The organism is Rhizobium sp. AC44/96 (assembly GCF_001692185.1).
Lineage (GTDB): Bacteria > Pseudomonadota > Alphaproteobacteria > Rhizobiales > Rhizobiaceae > Rhizobium.
The window spans coordinates 221,045-235,733 of sequence record NZ_LXKO01000030.1 but is presented as its reverse complement, the minus strand read 5'-3'; the positions used below and the strand labels follow the sequence as shown (position 1 = coordinate 235,733).

12 protein-coding genes are annotated in these 14,689 nt (G+C 61.3%); 3 read left to right on the top strand and 9 right to left on the bottom strand.

The features are described 5' to 3' along the window. Window positions 1-17 precede the first annotated feature (17 nt). From A6U87_RS20845 to mtnK, 6 genes are all read right to left on the bottom strand, one after another. The gene (locus A6U87_RS20845; protein ID WP_065693207.1) at window positions 18-1,100 is read right to left on the bottom strand and encodes a patatin-like phospholipase family protein; all 1,083 of its coding nucleotides are present in this window, start codon (window positions 1,098-1,100) and stop codon (window positions 18-20) included. Window positions 1,101-1,243: 143 nt separating this feature from the next. Then, the gene (locus tag A6U87_RS20840) at window positions 1,244-2,380 is read right to left on the bottom strand and encodes a RuBisCO large subunit C-terminal-like domain-containing protein (protein ID WP_065693206.1); all 1,137 of its coding nucleotides are present in this window, start codon (window positions 2,378-2,380) and stop codon (window positions 1,244-1,246) included. Next, window positions 2,380-3,381 (bottom strand): transketolase family protein, encoded by a 1,002-nt coding sequence (locus A6U87_RS20835; protein ID WP_065693205.1) that lies wholly within the window; start codon window positions 3,379-3,381, stop codon window positions 2,380-2,382. Before A6U87_RS20835 ends, A6U87_RS20840 begins: the two co-directional genes overlap by 1 nt. 2 nt (window positions 3,382-3,383) lie before the next feature. Beyond that, a complete protein-coding gene (locus A6U87_RS20830; RefSeq protein WP_065693204.1) occupies window positions 3,384-4,319 on the bottom strand; it encodes a transketolase in 936 nt (311 codons plus the stop codon). 2 nt (window positions 4,320-4,321) lie between these two features. Beyond that, a complete protein-coding gene (gene mtnA, locus A6U87_RS20825; protein WP_065693203.1) occupies window positions 4,322-5,416 on the bottom strand; it encodes an S-methyl-5-thioribose-1-phosphate isomerase in 1,095 nt (364 codons plus the stop codon). Then, window positions 5,413-6,684 carry an S-methyl-5-thioribose kinase gene (gene mtnK / locus A6U87_RS20820; RefSeq protein WP_065693202.1) on the bottom strand — a complete coding sequence of 424 codons (1,272 nt, stop codon included), beginning with the start codon at window positions 6,682-6,684 and terminating at the stop codon, window positions 5,413-5,415. Before mtnK ends, mtnA begins: the two co-directional genes overlap by 4 nt. 190 nt (window positions 6,685-6,874) lie before the next feature. On the opposite strand from mtnK, the gene A6U87_RS20815 reads away from it, so the two are divergent. The 3 genes from A6U87_RS20815 (at window position 6,875) to A6U87_RS20805 (ending at window position 10,566) form a co-directional block, all read left to right on the top strand. Further along, window positions 6,875-8,386 (top strand): sugar ABC transporter ATP-binding protein, encoded by a 1,512-nt coding sequence (locus A6U87_RS20815; protein ID WP_065693201.1) that lies wholly within the window; start codon window positions 6,875-6,877, stop codon window positions 8,384-8,386. Continuing rightward, window positions 8,387-9,451 carry an ABC transporter permease gene (locus A6U87_RS20810; RefSeq protein WP_083199619.1) on the top strand — a complete coding sequence of 355 codons (1,065 nt, stop codon included), beginning with the start codon at window positions 8,387-8,389 and terminating at the stop codon, window positions 9,449-9,451. Window positions 9,452-9,513: 62 nt separating this feature from the next. Continuing rightward, complete coding sequence (locus A6U87_RS20805; RefSeq protein ID WP_065693200.1) at window positions 9,514-10,566, top strand: substrate-binding domain-containing protein; 1,053 nt, start codon at window positions 9,514-9,516, stop codon at window positions 10,564-10,566. A 120-nt stretch (window positions 10,567-10,686) separates the two neighbouring features. On the opposite strand, the gene A6U87_RS20800 is transcribed toward A6U87_RS20805, so the two are convergent. From A6U87_RS20800 to A6U87_RS20790, 3 genes are all read right to left on the bottom strand, one after another. After that, window positions 10,687-12,741, bottom strand: a complete 2,055-nt coding sequence (locus A6U87_RS20800) for a bifunctional aldolase/short-chain dehydrogenase (protein WP_065693199.1) — start codon at window positions 12,739-12,741, stop codon at window positions 10,687-10,689. A gap of 65 nt (window positions 12,742-12,806) precedes the next feature. Continuing rightward, the gene (locus tag A6U87_RS20795) at window positions 12,807-13,778 is read right to left on the bottom strand and encodes a sugar-binding transcriptional regulator (protein ID WP_065693198.1); all 972 of its coding nucleotides are present in this window, start codon (window positions 13,776-13,778) and stop codon (window positions 12,807-12,809) included. 116 nt (window positions 13,779-13,894) lie between these two features. Next, window positions 13,895-14,653 (bottom strand): alpha/beta hydrolase, encoded by a 759-nt coding sequence (locus tag A6U87_RS20790; protein ID WP_065693197.1) that lies wholly within the window; start codon window positions 14,651-14,653, stop codon window positions 13,895-13,897. Window positions 14,654-14,689: the final 36 nt, after the last annotated feature.

Below are 14,689 nucleotides of genomic sequence, written 5' to 3'. Positions count from 1 at the left end.
CAACTTGCGATGCCGCCTTATGCCAGAATGGTATCAAGAAGATCTTCGATGATGAAACTTGCTCGCGTGCCTAGATCGTCGCCGTGTTCGCTCATGAATTGCTCCATGCTGGCGTGGCCTTCCTCGCGCAGCATGCAGAGGAACTGCCATTCCGCATTGAGCTTGGACGATGCGCCGAGTTCGACCATTCTCGGCGTGGTGATCCGATGGAGGCGCATTCCCGCCCAGTCCTTGGCCCAGGCCAACTCTTCCGGCGCACGACCGCTTTCAGAAAGCATACGCTGAAAGACGGCGATTGCCCGCAGCTCCTTCTTCAGGCTCGAGTTGAAAGAAATCTCGTTCATGCGATTGAGGATTTCGCGTGCCGTCTTCGGCACGCCCGCGCGTTCTATCGGATTGACCTGAACGAGTAGAATATCGCGCGCCGAACTCTCTCGCACGACCGGTGTCAGCAGGGGATTGCCCGAGAAGCCGCCGTCCCAATAAGGATCGCCATCGATTTCGATCGCCTGGTGCATCAGAGGCAGGCAGGCGGAGGCGAGAACGACGTCGGCACTCAAATCCTCATTGCGAAAAACGCGTGGAAGGCCCGTTCGCACATTCGTCGCGTTGATGAAGAGCTTGATCGGGGCGCGCTTCAAGGCGTCGAAATCGACGCTCTCCTCAAGGATATCGCGTAGTGGATTGATGTTGGCGGGATTGATCTCGTAGGGAGAAAAAAGCCGGCTCACGAGGTCGAACAGGACATAGGCCGGCGAATTGTCAAGCGACCAGTTGCCTGTCACGACGTCAAACGGCGTCCGCTGGATCGGGCTCATCCGGGCTGCATCGCTGACCCGGCGCCAGAATGCCTCAAGCGCCGCCTTCGCCCCGTCCCGACCACCTGATGTATAGCCATGGCCAAGGACGACCGCGTTCATGGCACCGGCGGATGTTCCGGTTATGCTCGAGATCGTCAGCGATGGATCGTCAAGAATTCGCTCTATCACGCCCCAGGTAAAGGCGCCGTGCGCGCCGCCGCCTTGCAAGGCCAAATCGATGGGCAAAGGTGCCTCATCGGACCGTGGGGTCTGAATGCTGCTACTCGATTTCGGTGGCATGGCGACCCTTCGAATTCAGCGATACGAGAGGAGCATATGCTTTCTGTTGCAGTGCAGCAATAGACAATCTTCGATATTGCCGGATCGAAGATTGTCCTTTGTGCGATGTTCGTGCTGTGCCGCCGGATGACCGCGGACGGCGGCTAACGAATATGCGCCGCCGCTTCCGCTATCGCGTTACGCAGGGTCTGGCAGGCGGCGACAAGGTCGTTTTCGCGTAGAAGCGCACCGCCGATCAGGTAGATCACGTGCTCGCGGTAGGCGCGTTGCATGTCAGGGATCCGTTCAAAGGTCATGCCGCCTCCAGGGGCGGGGAAGATCGGCTTCAACCCGCCAAGATCTTCTGTGCAGCCTTCGAGGATCGACAGACATTCGTCGCGCGAGAAACCAAACCTGCCGCCGAAATTCGGGAACACCACCGCATCCACCCCCATCAGCCGCTGCAGGGTCCCGAAGAAGAAGCGATGCGAGAAGCCGGTCGTGGGCGTGATGACGTTCGCCCCGGAGAAGGTCGGATGGGAGACGATAGGCAGGCCAAAATCCGGATCGGCGGCAAGGCCGCGCGAAACGTCGAAGCCGACAAGAGAGGGAGCGAGCATGACGGCGCCGGCGCCCGCTTCCTTTGCCATGAATGCTCTATCGACGATCTGCGAGGCAGGGCCTGTGATGTTCGGCACGTAAGCGCATTGAAAACCGGTCTTGGCATTCGCCTCCGCGACGGCTGTCACGCAGGCCGCAAGCCGATCCGCGTAAGGAGACGTCGGCTGATCGACCAACCCGTGGTCATCCTTGATGAGGTGCATGCCCCCAAGTGCAAAGTTATAGGCAAGCTTGGCAAGTTCGGCCGTCGAGAGACCGACCGGCTTGATCGCCGACATGATCAGCGGTCCGGAGGTGACGCCGGTGCGCGTGCGCAATCCCGCTGCACCAAACCGGGGTCCGGGGCATAGCGTGCGCAGGCCGGGCGAAAGTCTGATCCCTTCGACACGGGTGTTGATCTTGATGGACGAGTTGCCGAAAACGATGTTCAGCAATTGCAGGAAGTCGCCGCCGACATCGTCCTCGCTGTAAGAGATCTCGGCGATAAAGCCCCCGCGTTGGCTGCCGTCGTGGGTCAGAGTTTCGAGCCGCCCGAGGATTTCGTCTTCGACGTAACCGTGGGGCACGGTATCGCGCGGGATTTCGACCGTCTGTTCGACGCTGATATCCAGAGCCCGCGCTCGAGCTTCCTTCTCGTCGGTGGCGCCGAGCCAGTAGGTAACGGAGAACCGCTCAGCCATCACAGTGCTTCCGCTTTTTGCGCCGAATGCACCGTATCAAGGCGGACGGCGTCAAGTTCGGCATCGGCAATATCGAGGTCGCGGCCGAGAAGTTTGCTGATCGCGTGCGTCAGCGCGCTGGCGTCGAGGCCGTATTTCTTCATCAGATAGGGCTTGGAGGCGCCATGGGCGAACGTGTCTTCCAGTCCCAGCCGGCGAAGGCGGATGCCGAGACCCTCTTCAGCCAGAATTTCCGCGACCAGCGAACCAAGCCCGCCGTTGATCGTGTGGTTTTCAAGCGTGACAACACCCTTCTTGCCGCGCGCAGCCCTGATGAGACCATCACGGTCGAACGGCTTCAGCGTCGACGCGTGGAGATGGTGAACGCCGATCCCGCGTTCCTTCAGCGGCCCGGCCGCACGCAACGCCTCTTCCGTGCAGACACCCGAGGTGACGACAAGAATATCGTCGCCTTCACTAAGCGTACGCAGCCGGCTGAATTCGAACGGCGTCGAAAACAGCCGCGGCACCTCGCCGCGCAAGACGCGAACATAGACGGGCCCGTCGATGGCGTCGGCAACATCGAGCACCGTTTCCACTTCGGTCGCGTCGCCGGTCTCGAGCACCGTCATGTTCGGGATCGCCCGCATGACCGATATGTCTTCGATCGCCTGATGGGTGATGCCGCCCGGCGTCGTGATGCCGGGCAGGAAACCCATCATCCGGACCTTGCGGTTGGAATAGGCGATCGAGTTGATCAACTGATCGTAGGGACGGCGATAGAGAAACACGGAGAAGGTATGGATGAACGGGCGAAAGCCCTGCATCGCCAGCCCGCCGGCAAAGGACAGCATATTCTGCTCGGCCATCCCAAGCGACAGAAACTGATCCGGATAACGATCGCGGAATCCATCGACTTCGCACGACGATGTCAGGTCGGCCGACAGGCAAAGCACTTCGGGTCGGGCCGAAGCGAAGGCTTCAAAAGCCTTGGCGTAGGGGCGATTGACGATTTCGACCATGATCAGGCCCTCGCTATTTCTGCAATGTCGACACCGAGTTCGGCGGCGATCGCCGCCTGCATTTCCTGGCGCTCGTCGGCGGATTTGAAACGGACATAATGGAGGCGGGGGAACCGTCTCTTCAGGAACGGCATGCCTTCGAATGGCGAGGTGTTCGCGAGGATGAGGAGCGGTTTTCCCGTCTCGGCGCTGTCGGCTGCCGTCCGGAAGGCCTGCAGGTCATGGCCGTCGATGGAGCGGCAGGTGGCGCCGAAGGCAGCAACACGCGCGGGCAGATCGCCGAGATCAAGCACGGACGACATGGCGCCGTCGCATTGCTGACGATTGACGTCTACGACAACGCGAATGTTGTCTATGCCATGGTAGCTCATGGCGGCCAGGCACTCCCAGGTCTGTCCCTCCTGGAATTCGCCATCGGACATGTAAACCCAGACCTTGCCGGGTTCGCCGCGGCGTTTGCGCGCCCAGGCGAGGCCCGATGCCATGGAGAGACCCTGCGCCAACGATCCGGTCGTTACCTCCATGCCCGGGCTATGTTCCGCGCCGATCATCTCGACGGAACCGCCGTCGCGGTTGAAATGGTCAAGCGCATCTTCGTCCATGCGACCCACCTGGATGAGCGCCGAGTAGATGACGAGCGCATAATGCGCGGGCGAGACGATAAAGCGATCGTATTCCGGCGTGAACGGACCGTGATAACCCGCCCCGGTGAATGCCTGTGGGTTCGTAGACGACGGAACGCCGGCGAAGGGCAGGGGCACTTTAGGAAGTGTCGGTTCTCCGAGATGGAGTGCCTCGTTGTAGAGGAATGCCAGGCTTTCCGCTGCGGAGCAGGCCTGGCTCAGATAGCCGCCATTGTTCCGCATCGTATGGAGGAAGACACGCTTTCGGATGCCGGCTGCGACATCCTCCGTGCGCTGCTTGTTGGGGATGCTCATGATTATCTCCGCTCGGGAAAAAGCGCCTTCAGCCCTGATGGCGAGGCTTCGGCGATGCCGCGTTCCGTGATGAGGCCGGTAATCAGGCGGGCCGGCGTCACATCGAAGGCGGGGTTGGCCGCGGGACTTCCATCCGGTGAAACGCGAACGGTGGCGATCGAACCGTCAGGGCTGCGACCCTGCACGAAGGTTACCTCGTCGGCGCTGCGCTCCTCGATCGGGATTTCGCGCACACCGTCATGCACCGTCCAGTCGATGGTGGGCGAGGGAAGTGCCACATAGAAAGGAACGTTGTTGTCCTTGGCGGCAAGAGCCTTCAGGTAGGTCCCGATCTTGTTGCAGACGTCGCCGTTTGCCGTGGTCCTGTCGGTGCCGACAATCACCATGTCGATGTCACCATGCTGCATCAAATGGCCGCCGGCATTGTCGACGATCAGCGTATGCGGCACGCCATGGCCGTTCAGTTCCCATGCCGTCAGCTGGGCGCCTTGGTTGCGTGGCCGGGTTTCATCGACATAGACATGCACCGGAATGCCTTCTTCGGCCGCCAGATAAATCGGGGCCGTGGCGGTGCCGTAATCGACGGTGGCAAGCCAGCCGGCGTTGCAGTGCGTGAGAATATTGACGGGCTCGCCGGGCTTCTTGCGCGCAGCGATCTCACGGATGACGGCAAGGCCGTTCATGCCGATGCTGCGGTTCAGGTCGACATCTTCCTCCGCGATTTCAGCGGCACGCCGATAGGCGGCATCAGCTCGCTCGCCTTCGGGCAGCTTGCGTAGAAACTCACGCATGGCATCGAGCGCCCAGCGCAGGTTGATGGCCGTCGGACGCGTCTCGTGAAGGGTTTCCCAGACTGTGTCGAGCGATGCGTCGCTACTGTCGGAGGCCATGGCAAGGGCAACACCATAAGCCGCGGTTACGCCGATCAGTGGCGCGCCTCGTACCCACATGTCGCGAATGGCAACCGCAACGTCCTCCACGTTCTTCAGCGTGACCACCCGGAACTCATGCGGCAGCCACCGTTGATCGATGATGTCAACGGATCTGCCGTCCTCGTTCAGCCAGATGGTGTGGTAGTGGCGTTCTCCGACTTTCAACTGACTGTCTCCTTCTCGAGCCTGTTGGCCAAAGAGTTGATCTCCGCAAGGCTATGAATTTGCCGGCGGTTGACGACGAGATGGCGGCCCAGCTTCAGGGCTTTCGTTTCGCAGCGCGCGCGCAGGTCGAGGTCCGAAATGGTTTCGAAATCGGCATTGTGCGCGAGGCCGAGGATACGGCGATGGATCTCCACACCGGCAAAGCCGAGCATGTCGGTCCAGATCTCGTGCAGCATGTGGTCGAGCGCCTGTTCGGAGCCCAGCCGGTCGCCGCGATCTTCGAAGAGTGATCGCTGGTAGAGGATGCCGTTGCGCTCCTCGTGCCAGAGGCGAGCGAATTCCGCGCGGAAGGTCGTCCAGATCTCGTCGACGACCCCCAATAGGTAGCGTCGCATTTCTTCGCGATCACCGTCTTCTTCGTGCCCTGCCTGCGAGAAATAGCTCATCCAGAAATTGGCGATCATCATGCCCACGTCGAATGCAATGGGGCCGTAGAAGGCAAATTCCGGGTCGATGACGCGCGTCTCTTCGCCCGTCACCATCACGGATCCGGTGTGGAGGTCGCCATGGAGCAGCGTCTCCGCTTTGGCGGTAAAGAGATGCTTGAGCTTCTGCGCCTCGACTTTCAGGTCGCGGTCGGCCCGCAATTCGGCCACCAGGCCGTCAAGCTGCGGCGACGTGTGCCGGTTGAGGGACGCCTCGAAGTAGGGATCGGAGAAGACGAGGTTTTCCGTGATGTCGCAAAGCTCCACATTGTCGGAAAACAGCGCCAAATCCTCCTTGCGCTTGCGCGCGGACATGGCAAGGTCCGAGCCACGAAACAGCGTCCGCGCCGCGAAGAGGCCGAGATCGCGACCAATCCTCGGAAGCTGCTGGCCCTCGATGAGCGCGCGCCGCAGGATGATGTGCGGCGACAGGAATTCCATGACAATGATCGCCTGCTCGGCGTCGAAATAGAAAATCTCCGGCACCATGCCGGGGTCGCGCTCCGATTGGCGGACCAGGGCGTGATATTCGAAGAAGGACCGCTTCAGCGGCAGTGGCCAGCTTTCGCCGACAAGGCGCACATAGGGCAGCGCCTGCTTCACGATCGCCTTTCCCTGGTCGCCTTCGACGATGAAGACCAGGTTGAGGTTGCCGTCGCCGACTTCTTTGACACGCCAGCTCTCGTTATTGGCGCCGAGTCTTGCCCTGAGTTCGGGCAGGGCGCCCAGCCGTTGCGGCAACGTTTCGGGGCATAGCGCCACGAACGGTTTCGTATCCGTCATTATCTTCCTCCCGGATCGTTTTCGTGCGGGCTCGTCTCCACCCCGCACTACTGGCTTCCCTCCTCTTTGGTCGGCCAGCGATCTCCCAATCAACGATCTTGATGGCATTTGATATGGGCTACTTTGTCAAATGTCAACGCGCTTGACATTTGATGACTTCCCGTCCTAGCATTATGTCGGGAGGATGGAGATGAACGAAGAACCTGTGTTCCGCGTCGAAGGACTGCGGAAGTCGTTTGGTCGTATTCAGGTGCTCGGCGGGGTGGATCTTTCACTGCGCGCCGGCTCTGTGACTGCCCTCATGGGCGCAAACGGCGCTGGCAAGTCGACACTCGTTCGTATCGTCAGCGGCGTCTATACGCGCGACGCTGGCCATATCTCGCTCGCGGGAAGGGACTTCTTTCCGACCTCGCCGGCAGAGGCCATCCGCGCCGGTGTCGTGACCGTCCATCAGAACATCAACGATGGTGTCGTCGCGGATCTCGATGTCGCGACAAATCTCACCCTTGACCGGCTGAACGGTCGCTCGGCCCGCTGGTTCTTCAATCCAAGGCGGGTGCGGCGTGAAGCAAAAGCTGTTGCCGACCGCATGGGCCTGTCGATCAATCTCGACGCCAGCATTGCCGACCTCTCCCTTGCCGACAGGCAGATGGTTGCGATCGCCCGCGCCATGGCGCACGAACCGAAAGTCCTGATTCTGGACGAGCCGACATCGTCGCTGTCGAGCGCCGAGGCCGAGCGGCTGTTCCAGCTTGTCGACCGCCTGCGCGCCCACGGAGTGGCGATCCTTTATATCTCGCACCGGATGTCTGATATCCGGCGTCTTGCCGACAGTATCGTCAGCCTCCGAGACGGACGGATCACCGGTACGTTTGCCGGCCCCGACCTCGACTACGAGGGTGCGGTCAACGCCATGCTCGGCAAGACGATCAGCCACGGCGGCATCACCGTACAAACCGGAGGGGCGCCGGTTCTCTCCGCCGAGAGCCTGCAACTGGCCAGCGGTGCTCGGCCCTTCTCCTTTGCCCTTCGCGAGGGGGAAGTCGTTGCTGTCACCGGCCTCGTCGGCGTTGGCAAGACTGCGCTTGCCGAAACGCTTTTCGGTGCAAGGCAGCCCGCTGCCGGCCAGATGTCGCTTGATGGCAAGCCCTACAAGCCTCGCACACCGCAGCAGGCAATCAACGAGGGTGTCTTCCTAGTTGCCAAGGACCGTACGGACAGCGGCATCATTCCCGATTTCAATATCTACGAGAACATGAGCCTGCCGTTCCTGAGGCGGCTCGCGCATCTCGGCGGGGTCTCGAGCCGCGGTTCGGAACGGGGCGAGGCGAAGCGGCAGATTGCGGCGCTCGGCATCGTCTGCCGGTCGGAGCGCGACGAGATGCACACGCTGTCGGGCGGCAACCAGCAAAAGGTCATGGTCGCCCGCTGGCTGAGCCAGCCGTGCCGGCTGCTAGTGCTCGATGAACCTTTTCAGGGGGTCGACATCGCTGCCCGGCGCGACATTGCAGGCAAGCTGCGAACCTCGGCCAAGGGAAGGGCGACCGTTGTCTTTCTCACCGAGCTCGATGAGGCCTTCGAAATTGCCGACCGCATTCTCGTGATGTCCGAGCAGACCCTGGTCGGCGAACACCGCAACGCGAATATCGACGTCAACAAGCTGCTGACCGAAATCGCCGGGCAACATGAAATGGTGAATTGAATGACTGATCACGACACGCCGATCGCCGCTGCGCCGACGACACGAAGCGTTCCGCCGCAGGCGAGCAGCGCCACCATTCGCGAGCTCGCGATCCGCTATGGGTTTCTGGTGCTGCTGGCGGGCATGCTCGTCTATTTCTCCATCGTCACCAGCGGCTTTGCATCGCCGCAGAGCGCCGTCTTCATCCTGCAATCCGTTTCGATCACCGGCATCCTGGCGCTCGGCGTCACGGCAACCATGGTCGTCGGCGGCTTCGATTTGTCGATCGGCTCCGTTGCGACAACGGCGATGATGGCCTCGTCCTACATCATGGTCATCATGGGTGGTGACGCGTTGACCGCCATTGCCGCTTGCCTGCTGATCGGCATCGTCATCGGGCTTATCAACGGTTTCCTGGTCGTCTACATGCGCGTTCCCGACCTGCTGGCGACGCTGGGTATGATGTTCCTGCTTGTCGGGCTGCAACGCATTCCCACTGAAGGCCGATCGATTGCGACCGGCATGAGCCTGCCTGACGGCAGCACCGCAAGCGGCACATTCAGCCCGGCCTTCCTGGCACTCGGGCGCCATCGCTTCGACCTCATCCTGCCCAATCTGGTGCCGGTTTCGGTCGTCGTGCTGATCGTCCTCGCCGTGCTCATCTGGTTCTTCCTGGAGTATACCCGCTACGGCCGGATGATGTACGCTGTTGGTTCGAACGAGCGCGCCGCCCAGCTCGCTGGTGCGCCGGTCAATGCCTACAAGATGTTCGCCTATGTCATCTCAGGCGTCTTCGCCTCGATCGGCGGCATCCTGCTTGCGGCGCGTTTGGGTCGTGGCGATATCGCTTCGGGCAACAATCTCCTACTGGATGCGGTTGCGGCCGCGCTCATCGGCTTTGCAGTGCTTGGTGTTGCCAAGCCGAACGCTTTCGGCACCGCGATCGGTGCGCTCTTCGTCGGTGTTCTCCTGCAGGGCCTAACGATGATGAACGCGCCTTATTACACGCAGGATTTCGTCAAGGGTGCGGTGCTGGTCATCGCGCTGGTCTTTACCTTTGCTCTATCGGGGAGAGGCAAACGATAGGGCTGGGAGGCCCATCGCGCATACGCATGAACAACAAAGCGTCTACTGTGGAGGAGACAGGAATGAATATTACGCGCAGAACACTCGCCAAGCTGACCATAGGTCTTATGGGCGCGACGGCCTTTTCTGGCATGGCCGTTTCGGCCGAAATGCCCAAGCCCTTTGATAATCCCGGCAAGGTCAAGATCGCCCTCGTGCGTTATCTGTCGACCGGCGACTTCTTCCAATCCTATCTGTCGGGTGTCGAAGCGCAGGCCAAGGCCCTTGGCGTTGATCTTCGCGTGCTGGACAGCCGCCAGGATGCCGCCTTGCAGGCCGACATGGTCGACCAGGCGATCGCGCTCAAGGTCGATGGTATCATCATCCAGCACGGCCTGACGGAATCGATGAAGGAAGCGGCCAAGCGCGCCGTCGATGCCGGGATCAAGGTTGTCGCCTTCGACGTCAACGTCGAGAACCCGCAGATCCCGCAGATCGAGCAGTCCGACCGCGATCTGGCGCGACTCGCGCTCGAGCAGTCCATCAAGGACAACGGTGAGAGCTGGAAGGCCGGCTACGTCTATGTCGCCGGCATCGCGCCGCTCGACCGCCGCGACGAGACCTGGAAGGAGTTCAAGACGAAGTATCCGGGCATCAAGGAAGCCGCGATGTTCGGAACGATGGACAATCCCATCGCCAACTCTGTCGCCAACCAGGCCCGCTCGGTCCTTTCGGCCAACCCCGATATCCAGGTGATGTTCGCGCCCTATGACGAGTTCGCCAAGGGCGTAAAGATCGCGGTCGACGAAGCTGGCCTTTCGACCAGCGTGAAGATCTACTCGGCCGATATTTCCACCTCCGATATCGCCGCCATGCGCGAACCGGATAGCGCCTGGGCTGCAACGGCTGCGACCAATCCTGCCGTGGTCGGTCAGGTGTCCGTTCGCGCCCTTGCCATGCTGCTTGCCGGCGAAGATCCAGGCCACAACGTGATCGTTCCTCCGACCCTGATCACGCAGCAGCAGCTGAAGGATGCCGACATCAAGAACATGGAAGAGCTCGGCGCCAAGCTGCCGCAGTTCGCCCATGCCGACGTTGCGGTTCCTGCATGGATGCCGACGCCCAGCAAGAAGTAGCTTCCGGCTTTGTCTGGCGAATGGGAGGCGGCCTTCGGGCCGCCTTTTTCGTTTGCGGAGTTGTCTGGCTGCGGCTTGGCCCCTCCGGCCAGTGACCGGAGAAGCGGATCTAGGCCTGGTCTAGCGCAGGGCGGCAGCGATGTTGCCGCCGTCCACCGTCGTGACGTCCGCGGTCGTTCGCTCGGCCAGTGCATGATTGAGGAAGGCCTGAGCCACATCCTCGGCGGTCACCTCCTGCCCCAGCAGGTTGCCGCCCATATAGTCCTTGACCGAAAGGCCGCGGGCGGCAGCTCGCTTGGCGATCATCTCGTCGTCCAGCAGCCCCGAGCGAATACGGTCGGCATTGACAGCATTCGAGCGTATGCCATCTGCCCCGTGCTCCAGGGCGTACTGCCGAGAGAGGAACAACGTTGCGGCTTTCGGCAGTCCGTAGGCGCCGAATTTTGCCCCGGGATTGACCGCCTGCTTGCTTGCGTTGAAGAGCAACGCGCCGCCGGTGCCCTGCTGCTTCATGATCCTGACGGCGTTTTGCGCGACCAGTTGGTGCGAGAAGAAGTTCAGCTCAAAACTCCGACGTAGCAAGCTGTCATCGAGCGTTGCAATGGCGCCCTCCCATGCCGCACCGGCATTGGAGACAAGGATGTCGACGCCGCCGAAGGTTGCAACTGCACGATCGAAGGCGGCGCGCACCGAGGCTGGATCCGTAACATCACACGCCACGCCGATGGAGTGGTTGCCGATCGCCTTGGCTATATCACTCGCCTTGCCGCCGTCGAGGTCAGCCACCACGACGTGGGCGCCTTCACGCGCGAAGAGCTTGGCCGTTGCTGCGCCGATGGCGCCGGCACCGCCGGTTACGAATGCCACCTGTCCCGTTAGCGGTTTTGGCTTGGCACCGGCGAGTTTTGCCTGTTCCAGGGACCAGTATTCGAGATCGAAGAGATCCGGTCGGCTGACGGGCTCGAAGCGCCCGACCGATTCCGCATCCCGTGCCGCCTCGATCCACATCTCGCCGACATCGGCTGCGATCTTCGCGTCCTTGAGTGTGCGGCCATGGCCGAACATGCCGAGGCCGGGGACGAGGGTGAGACGCGGCATCGGGTCCAGCATCGTCCGCTTCACATCGTCACGCGCGTCGTTCGTGCGGAAGTACTCCGTATAGTCTGCCACAAAGGCTGCCACGCGGGCCTCGATGACGCTGCGGAAATCCTCGATCCGATCAGCGTCCGGCGCCGGCAATACCATCGGACCGGTCTTGATGCGGATCGACAGATCAGGGGTCGAGACACCACGCGAGGCCATGTCCTCGACCTCACGTGCATTGACGAATTCGAGGATCGCAGGGGACGTCCGGAATTCGCTCACCATGCGATCGTAACGGCCCTCGCCACGAGCGACGGCAACCGCGCCACGCAGCATTGATGCGATCTCGCTCGCGGGAGCAATTGTCTGCGGCAGGATTGCCGGCGTGAAGGGGTTTTTCCCGTGCTCGCGCACATAGTCTTCCGCCAGCGTGACGTAATGGATCATCCTGTTATAGGCTTCCTTGGCCGTCTCGCCAAAGGTGAAGATGCCGTGCTTGTCGAGGATGAGACCGTCAACATCGGGGTCCCAATCGAACACTTCGGCAGCGGCCTTGGCGAGGGCGAAGCCCGGCATGATGTAGGGCACGAAGCCCATCTTTTTGCCGAAGATTGCCGAGCTCATCTCCTTGCTGGCTACCTGGTCGGCGATCGCGAGGATCGCGGTCGAATGGGTATGGTCGACAAACTTGTGCGGAAGGAAGGCGTGCAAAAGCGCCTCAACCGAGGGATTGGGCGATGCCGGATCGACCAAGTTGGCGCGTTGCAGCGTCACCATGTCCTCGTCCGAGAGCGCGTCAAGCTTGCGGGCCTTGAGCAGCGACGCCATCTTGACCGCGGGCAACCCTTCAGGCTCGATCGTGCCCATGTCCCACCCGCTGCCCTTGACGCAGAGGACCTCCCACTCGTCGCCGACGATATCGCTGACCACAGTCTTGACCGACGTGTTGCCACCGCCGTGCAGCACCAGGCGTGGCTCTCCGCCGAGCAGCCGGGTCGTGTAGGTTCTGAGTGCGAGATCGCGATTGATGCCTTTCTTGGCATAGGCTTCGACCATTGCTTCCGCATCGCTGTCGCGCCAAAGATTCTTCATGATGTCCTCCTCCGTTCACGGCAAAGCCAGCGCCTCCGCACCCGCCATGCCTGACTTTATTGAATTCAGGTCCCGCTGCCTGGTGCCGCGGTGCCGCTCCAGCGATCGAGCAGACGCCGTGCCATCGAAGCGGTGATGATAAGATGCGAAGCAAAGCCGCCCTTGATGGCAGCGACCAAAGGTTCCAGCTTCTCGTCCTCCTGCACGACCATCATCCGCTTCGGGATTGACCGGATGGAGTCGAGATCGGCAGAAATGCATCGACGGTTGTGGGCGCAATCCATCAATTGCCCCTCCCGGTCGATCACCTGGCCAGCGATGACACCGGCAGCGCCTGCCTCGCCCAGCGCCTTCATTTCCTCGGCGGTCAGCGCCCCGCACTTGACAAGATGGCTGTCGGCCTCGATGCCGCCAACGGAATAAAGCGCGAGCGTGCAGTCCGGTATCGTGGCCAATTGCTCCTGGATAACCGGCTCCTGCCGCAGCTCGTGCGCCAACCGCTCGGAGCTTAGAACCAACGGCGCATAGAAGTTGATACCTTCTGCGTTCAACCGCCGCGCAATTTCTGTCGTGCATTGGTCGGGCCGATAGGAATAGGGCGCGCCAAGGTTTCCGCAAAGCTGGACCACCGTTACCCCTTGCAGGTCGGCGAAGGGCATGACGTCGGCAATGTGATAGACGGTTCGCCCCCAGGCAACGCCGACCCTATCACCCTTGCCGATCAGTTCCAGAAATACGGCGGCCGCCACGACCGGCATTTCCGCTGTCGGATCCAGCGCATGCCGATCTTCCGGAACAATCCAGACGGACTTGAGGCCGATCGCATCTTCCACCTGGCGTGCTAGAACGTCGTCTGCGAAAAGCTGTGTTGATGTCGCGATGTTGACGATGCCTGTTTCCCGAGCCCGCCTGAGGTACATCGCCACCGAGGCGCGGGAAATGTCGAGGTGCTTTGCCACCTCATCCTGCCGCATGCCATGGGTGTAGTAGAGCCAGGCGGCTTTGTGCAGTACCTGGTCGGTGGAGCGGATGGGCATACGGCATATTCCAGAAATGAGTTATTTCGACATTATTCACGAGCTCTGACAAAAGTCAAATAACGTTCGGATAGCGCGTGCGGCAGTTCACGACATGCGTGAACTGCCGCAACAACTCACTTGCTGGACGCAGCTGCTGCCGCCGCGATCACATCGGCGACCTTCTCCGGCCGGGAGGCGAAGACCGCGTGGCTTGCCTTGATCTCGGTCACCGCGCTGCCGGCGCGCTTTGCCATGTCCCGCTCAAGCTCCGGGTTGATCGAGTGGTCGTCGGTGGCGACGATCGACCAGCTCTTCTTCGTCCGCCAGGCAGGCTCGCCAACCTTGGCGGAGAATGCGTCCTTTGATGCGAAAACCTGCGACTTGGCGAGGAAGGCGACCTCGTCCTTCGGCAAGTCGGCGGCGAAGTCGGCCGCGAAACCGGCAGGATCCAGATAGAGATACTTGCCGTCTTTTGTCTCGCGGATGTTCATGCCGCTGGCCGGCTTGGAGCTGGCGAGGTTCAGCAGGCTTTCGCCCTTGTCGGGTTGAAAGGCGGCGACATAGACAAGGCCAGCGACATTCGTGCTGTTGCCGGCCTCGGTGATCACCATGCCGCCATAGCTGTGACCGACGAGGAGTGTCGGACCGTCCTGCAGGTCGAGCACTCGCTTGGTGGCGGCGATATCGTCGGCAAGCGAGGTGATCGGCTCCTGCACGATCGTGACGTTGAAGCCGCGCCGTTCGAGGATGTCAGTTGCCTTGCGCCAGCCGGAACCATCAGCAAGAGCGCCATGGACGATAACGATGTTCTTCACCTCGGCAGCCTGGGCTGCGAAGGCAATGACGCTGGTGGCGAATGCGAGAGCAAGGGTGGAGATGTAACGACGGTTCATGGAAATAGCTCCTGTATTGGGGTTGGTTGGATGGAA

What these genes read in the sequence shown, in the direction of transcription:
- A6U87_RS20815 (WP_065693201.1), top strand. Translation starts at nt 6,875, where the DNA reads ATGAACGAAGAACCTGTGTTCCGCGTCGAAGGACTGCGGAAGTCGTTT.
- A6U87_RS20790 (WP_065693197.1), bottom strand. Translation starts at nt 14,653, where the DNA reads ATGAACCGTCGTTACATCTCCACCCTTGCTCTCGCATTCGCCACCAGC.
- A6U87_RS20800 (WP_065693199.1), bottom strand. Translation starts at nt 12,741, where the DNA reads ATGAAGAATCTTTGGCGCGACAGCGATGCGGAAGCAATGGTCGAAGCC.
- A6U87_RS20830 (WP_065693204.1), bottom strand. Translation starts at nt 4,319, where the DNA reads ATGAGCATCCCCAACAAGCAGCGCACGGAGGATGTCGCAGCCGGCATC.
- A6U87_RS20845 (WP_065693207.1), bottom strand. Translation starts at nt 1,100, where the DNA reads ATGCCACCGAAATCGAGTAGCAGCATTCAGACCCCACGGTCCGATGAG.
- A6U87_RS20795 (WP_065693198.1), bottom strand. Translation starts at nt 13,778, where the DNA reads ATGCCCATCCGCTCCACCGACCAGGTACTGCACAAAGCCGCCTGGCTC.
- A6U87_RS20810 (WP_083199619.1), top strand. Translation starts at nt 8,387, where the DNA reads ATGACTGATCACGACACGCCGATCGCCGCTGCGCCGACGACACGAAGC.
- A6U87_RS20805 (WP_065693200.1), top strand. Translation starts at nt 9,514, where the DNA reads ATGAATATTACGCGCAGAACACTCGCCAAGCTGACCATAGGTCTTATG.
- mtnK (WP_065693202.1), bottom strand. Translation starts at nt 6,684, where the DNA reads ATGACGGATACGAAACCGTTCGTGGCGCTATGCCCCGAAACGTTGCCG.
- A6U87_RS20840 (WP_065693206.1), bottom strand. Translation starts at nt 2,380, where the DNA reads ATGGCTGAGCGGTTCTCCGTTACCTACTGGCTCGGCGCCACCGACGAG.
- A6U87_RS20835 (WP_065693205.1), bottom strand. Translation starts at nt 3,381, where the DNA reads ATGGTCGAAATCGTCAATCGCCCCTACGCCAAGGCTTTTGAAGCCTTC.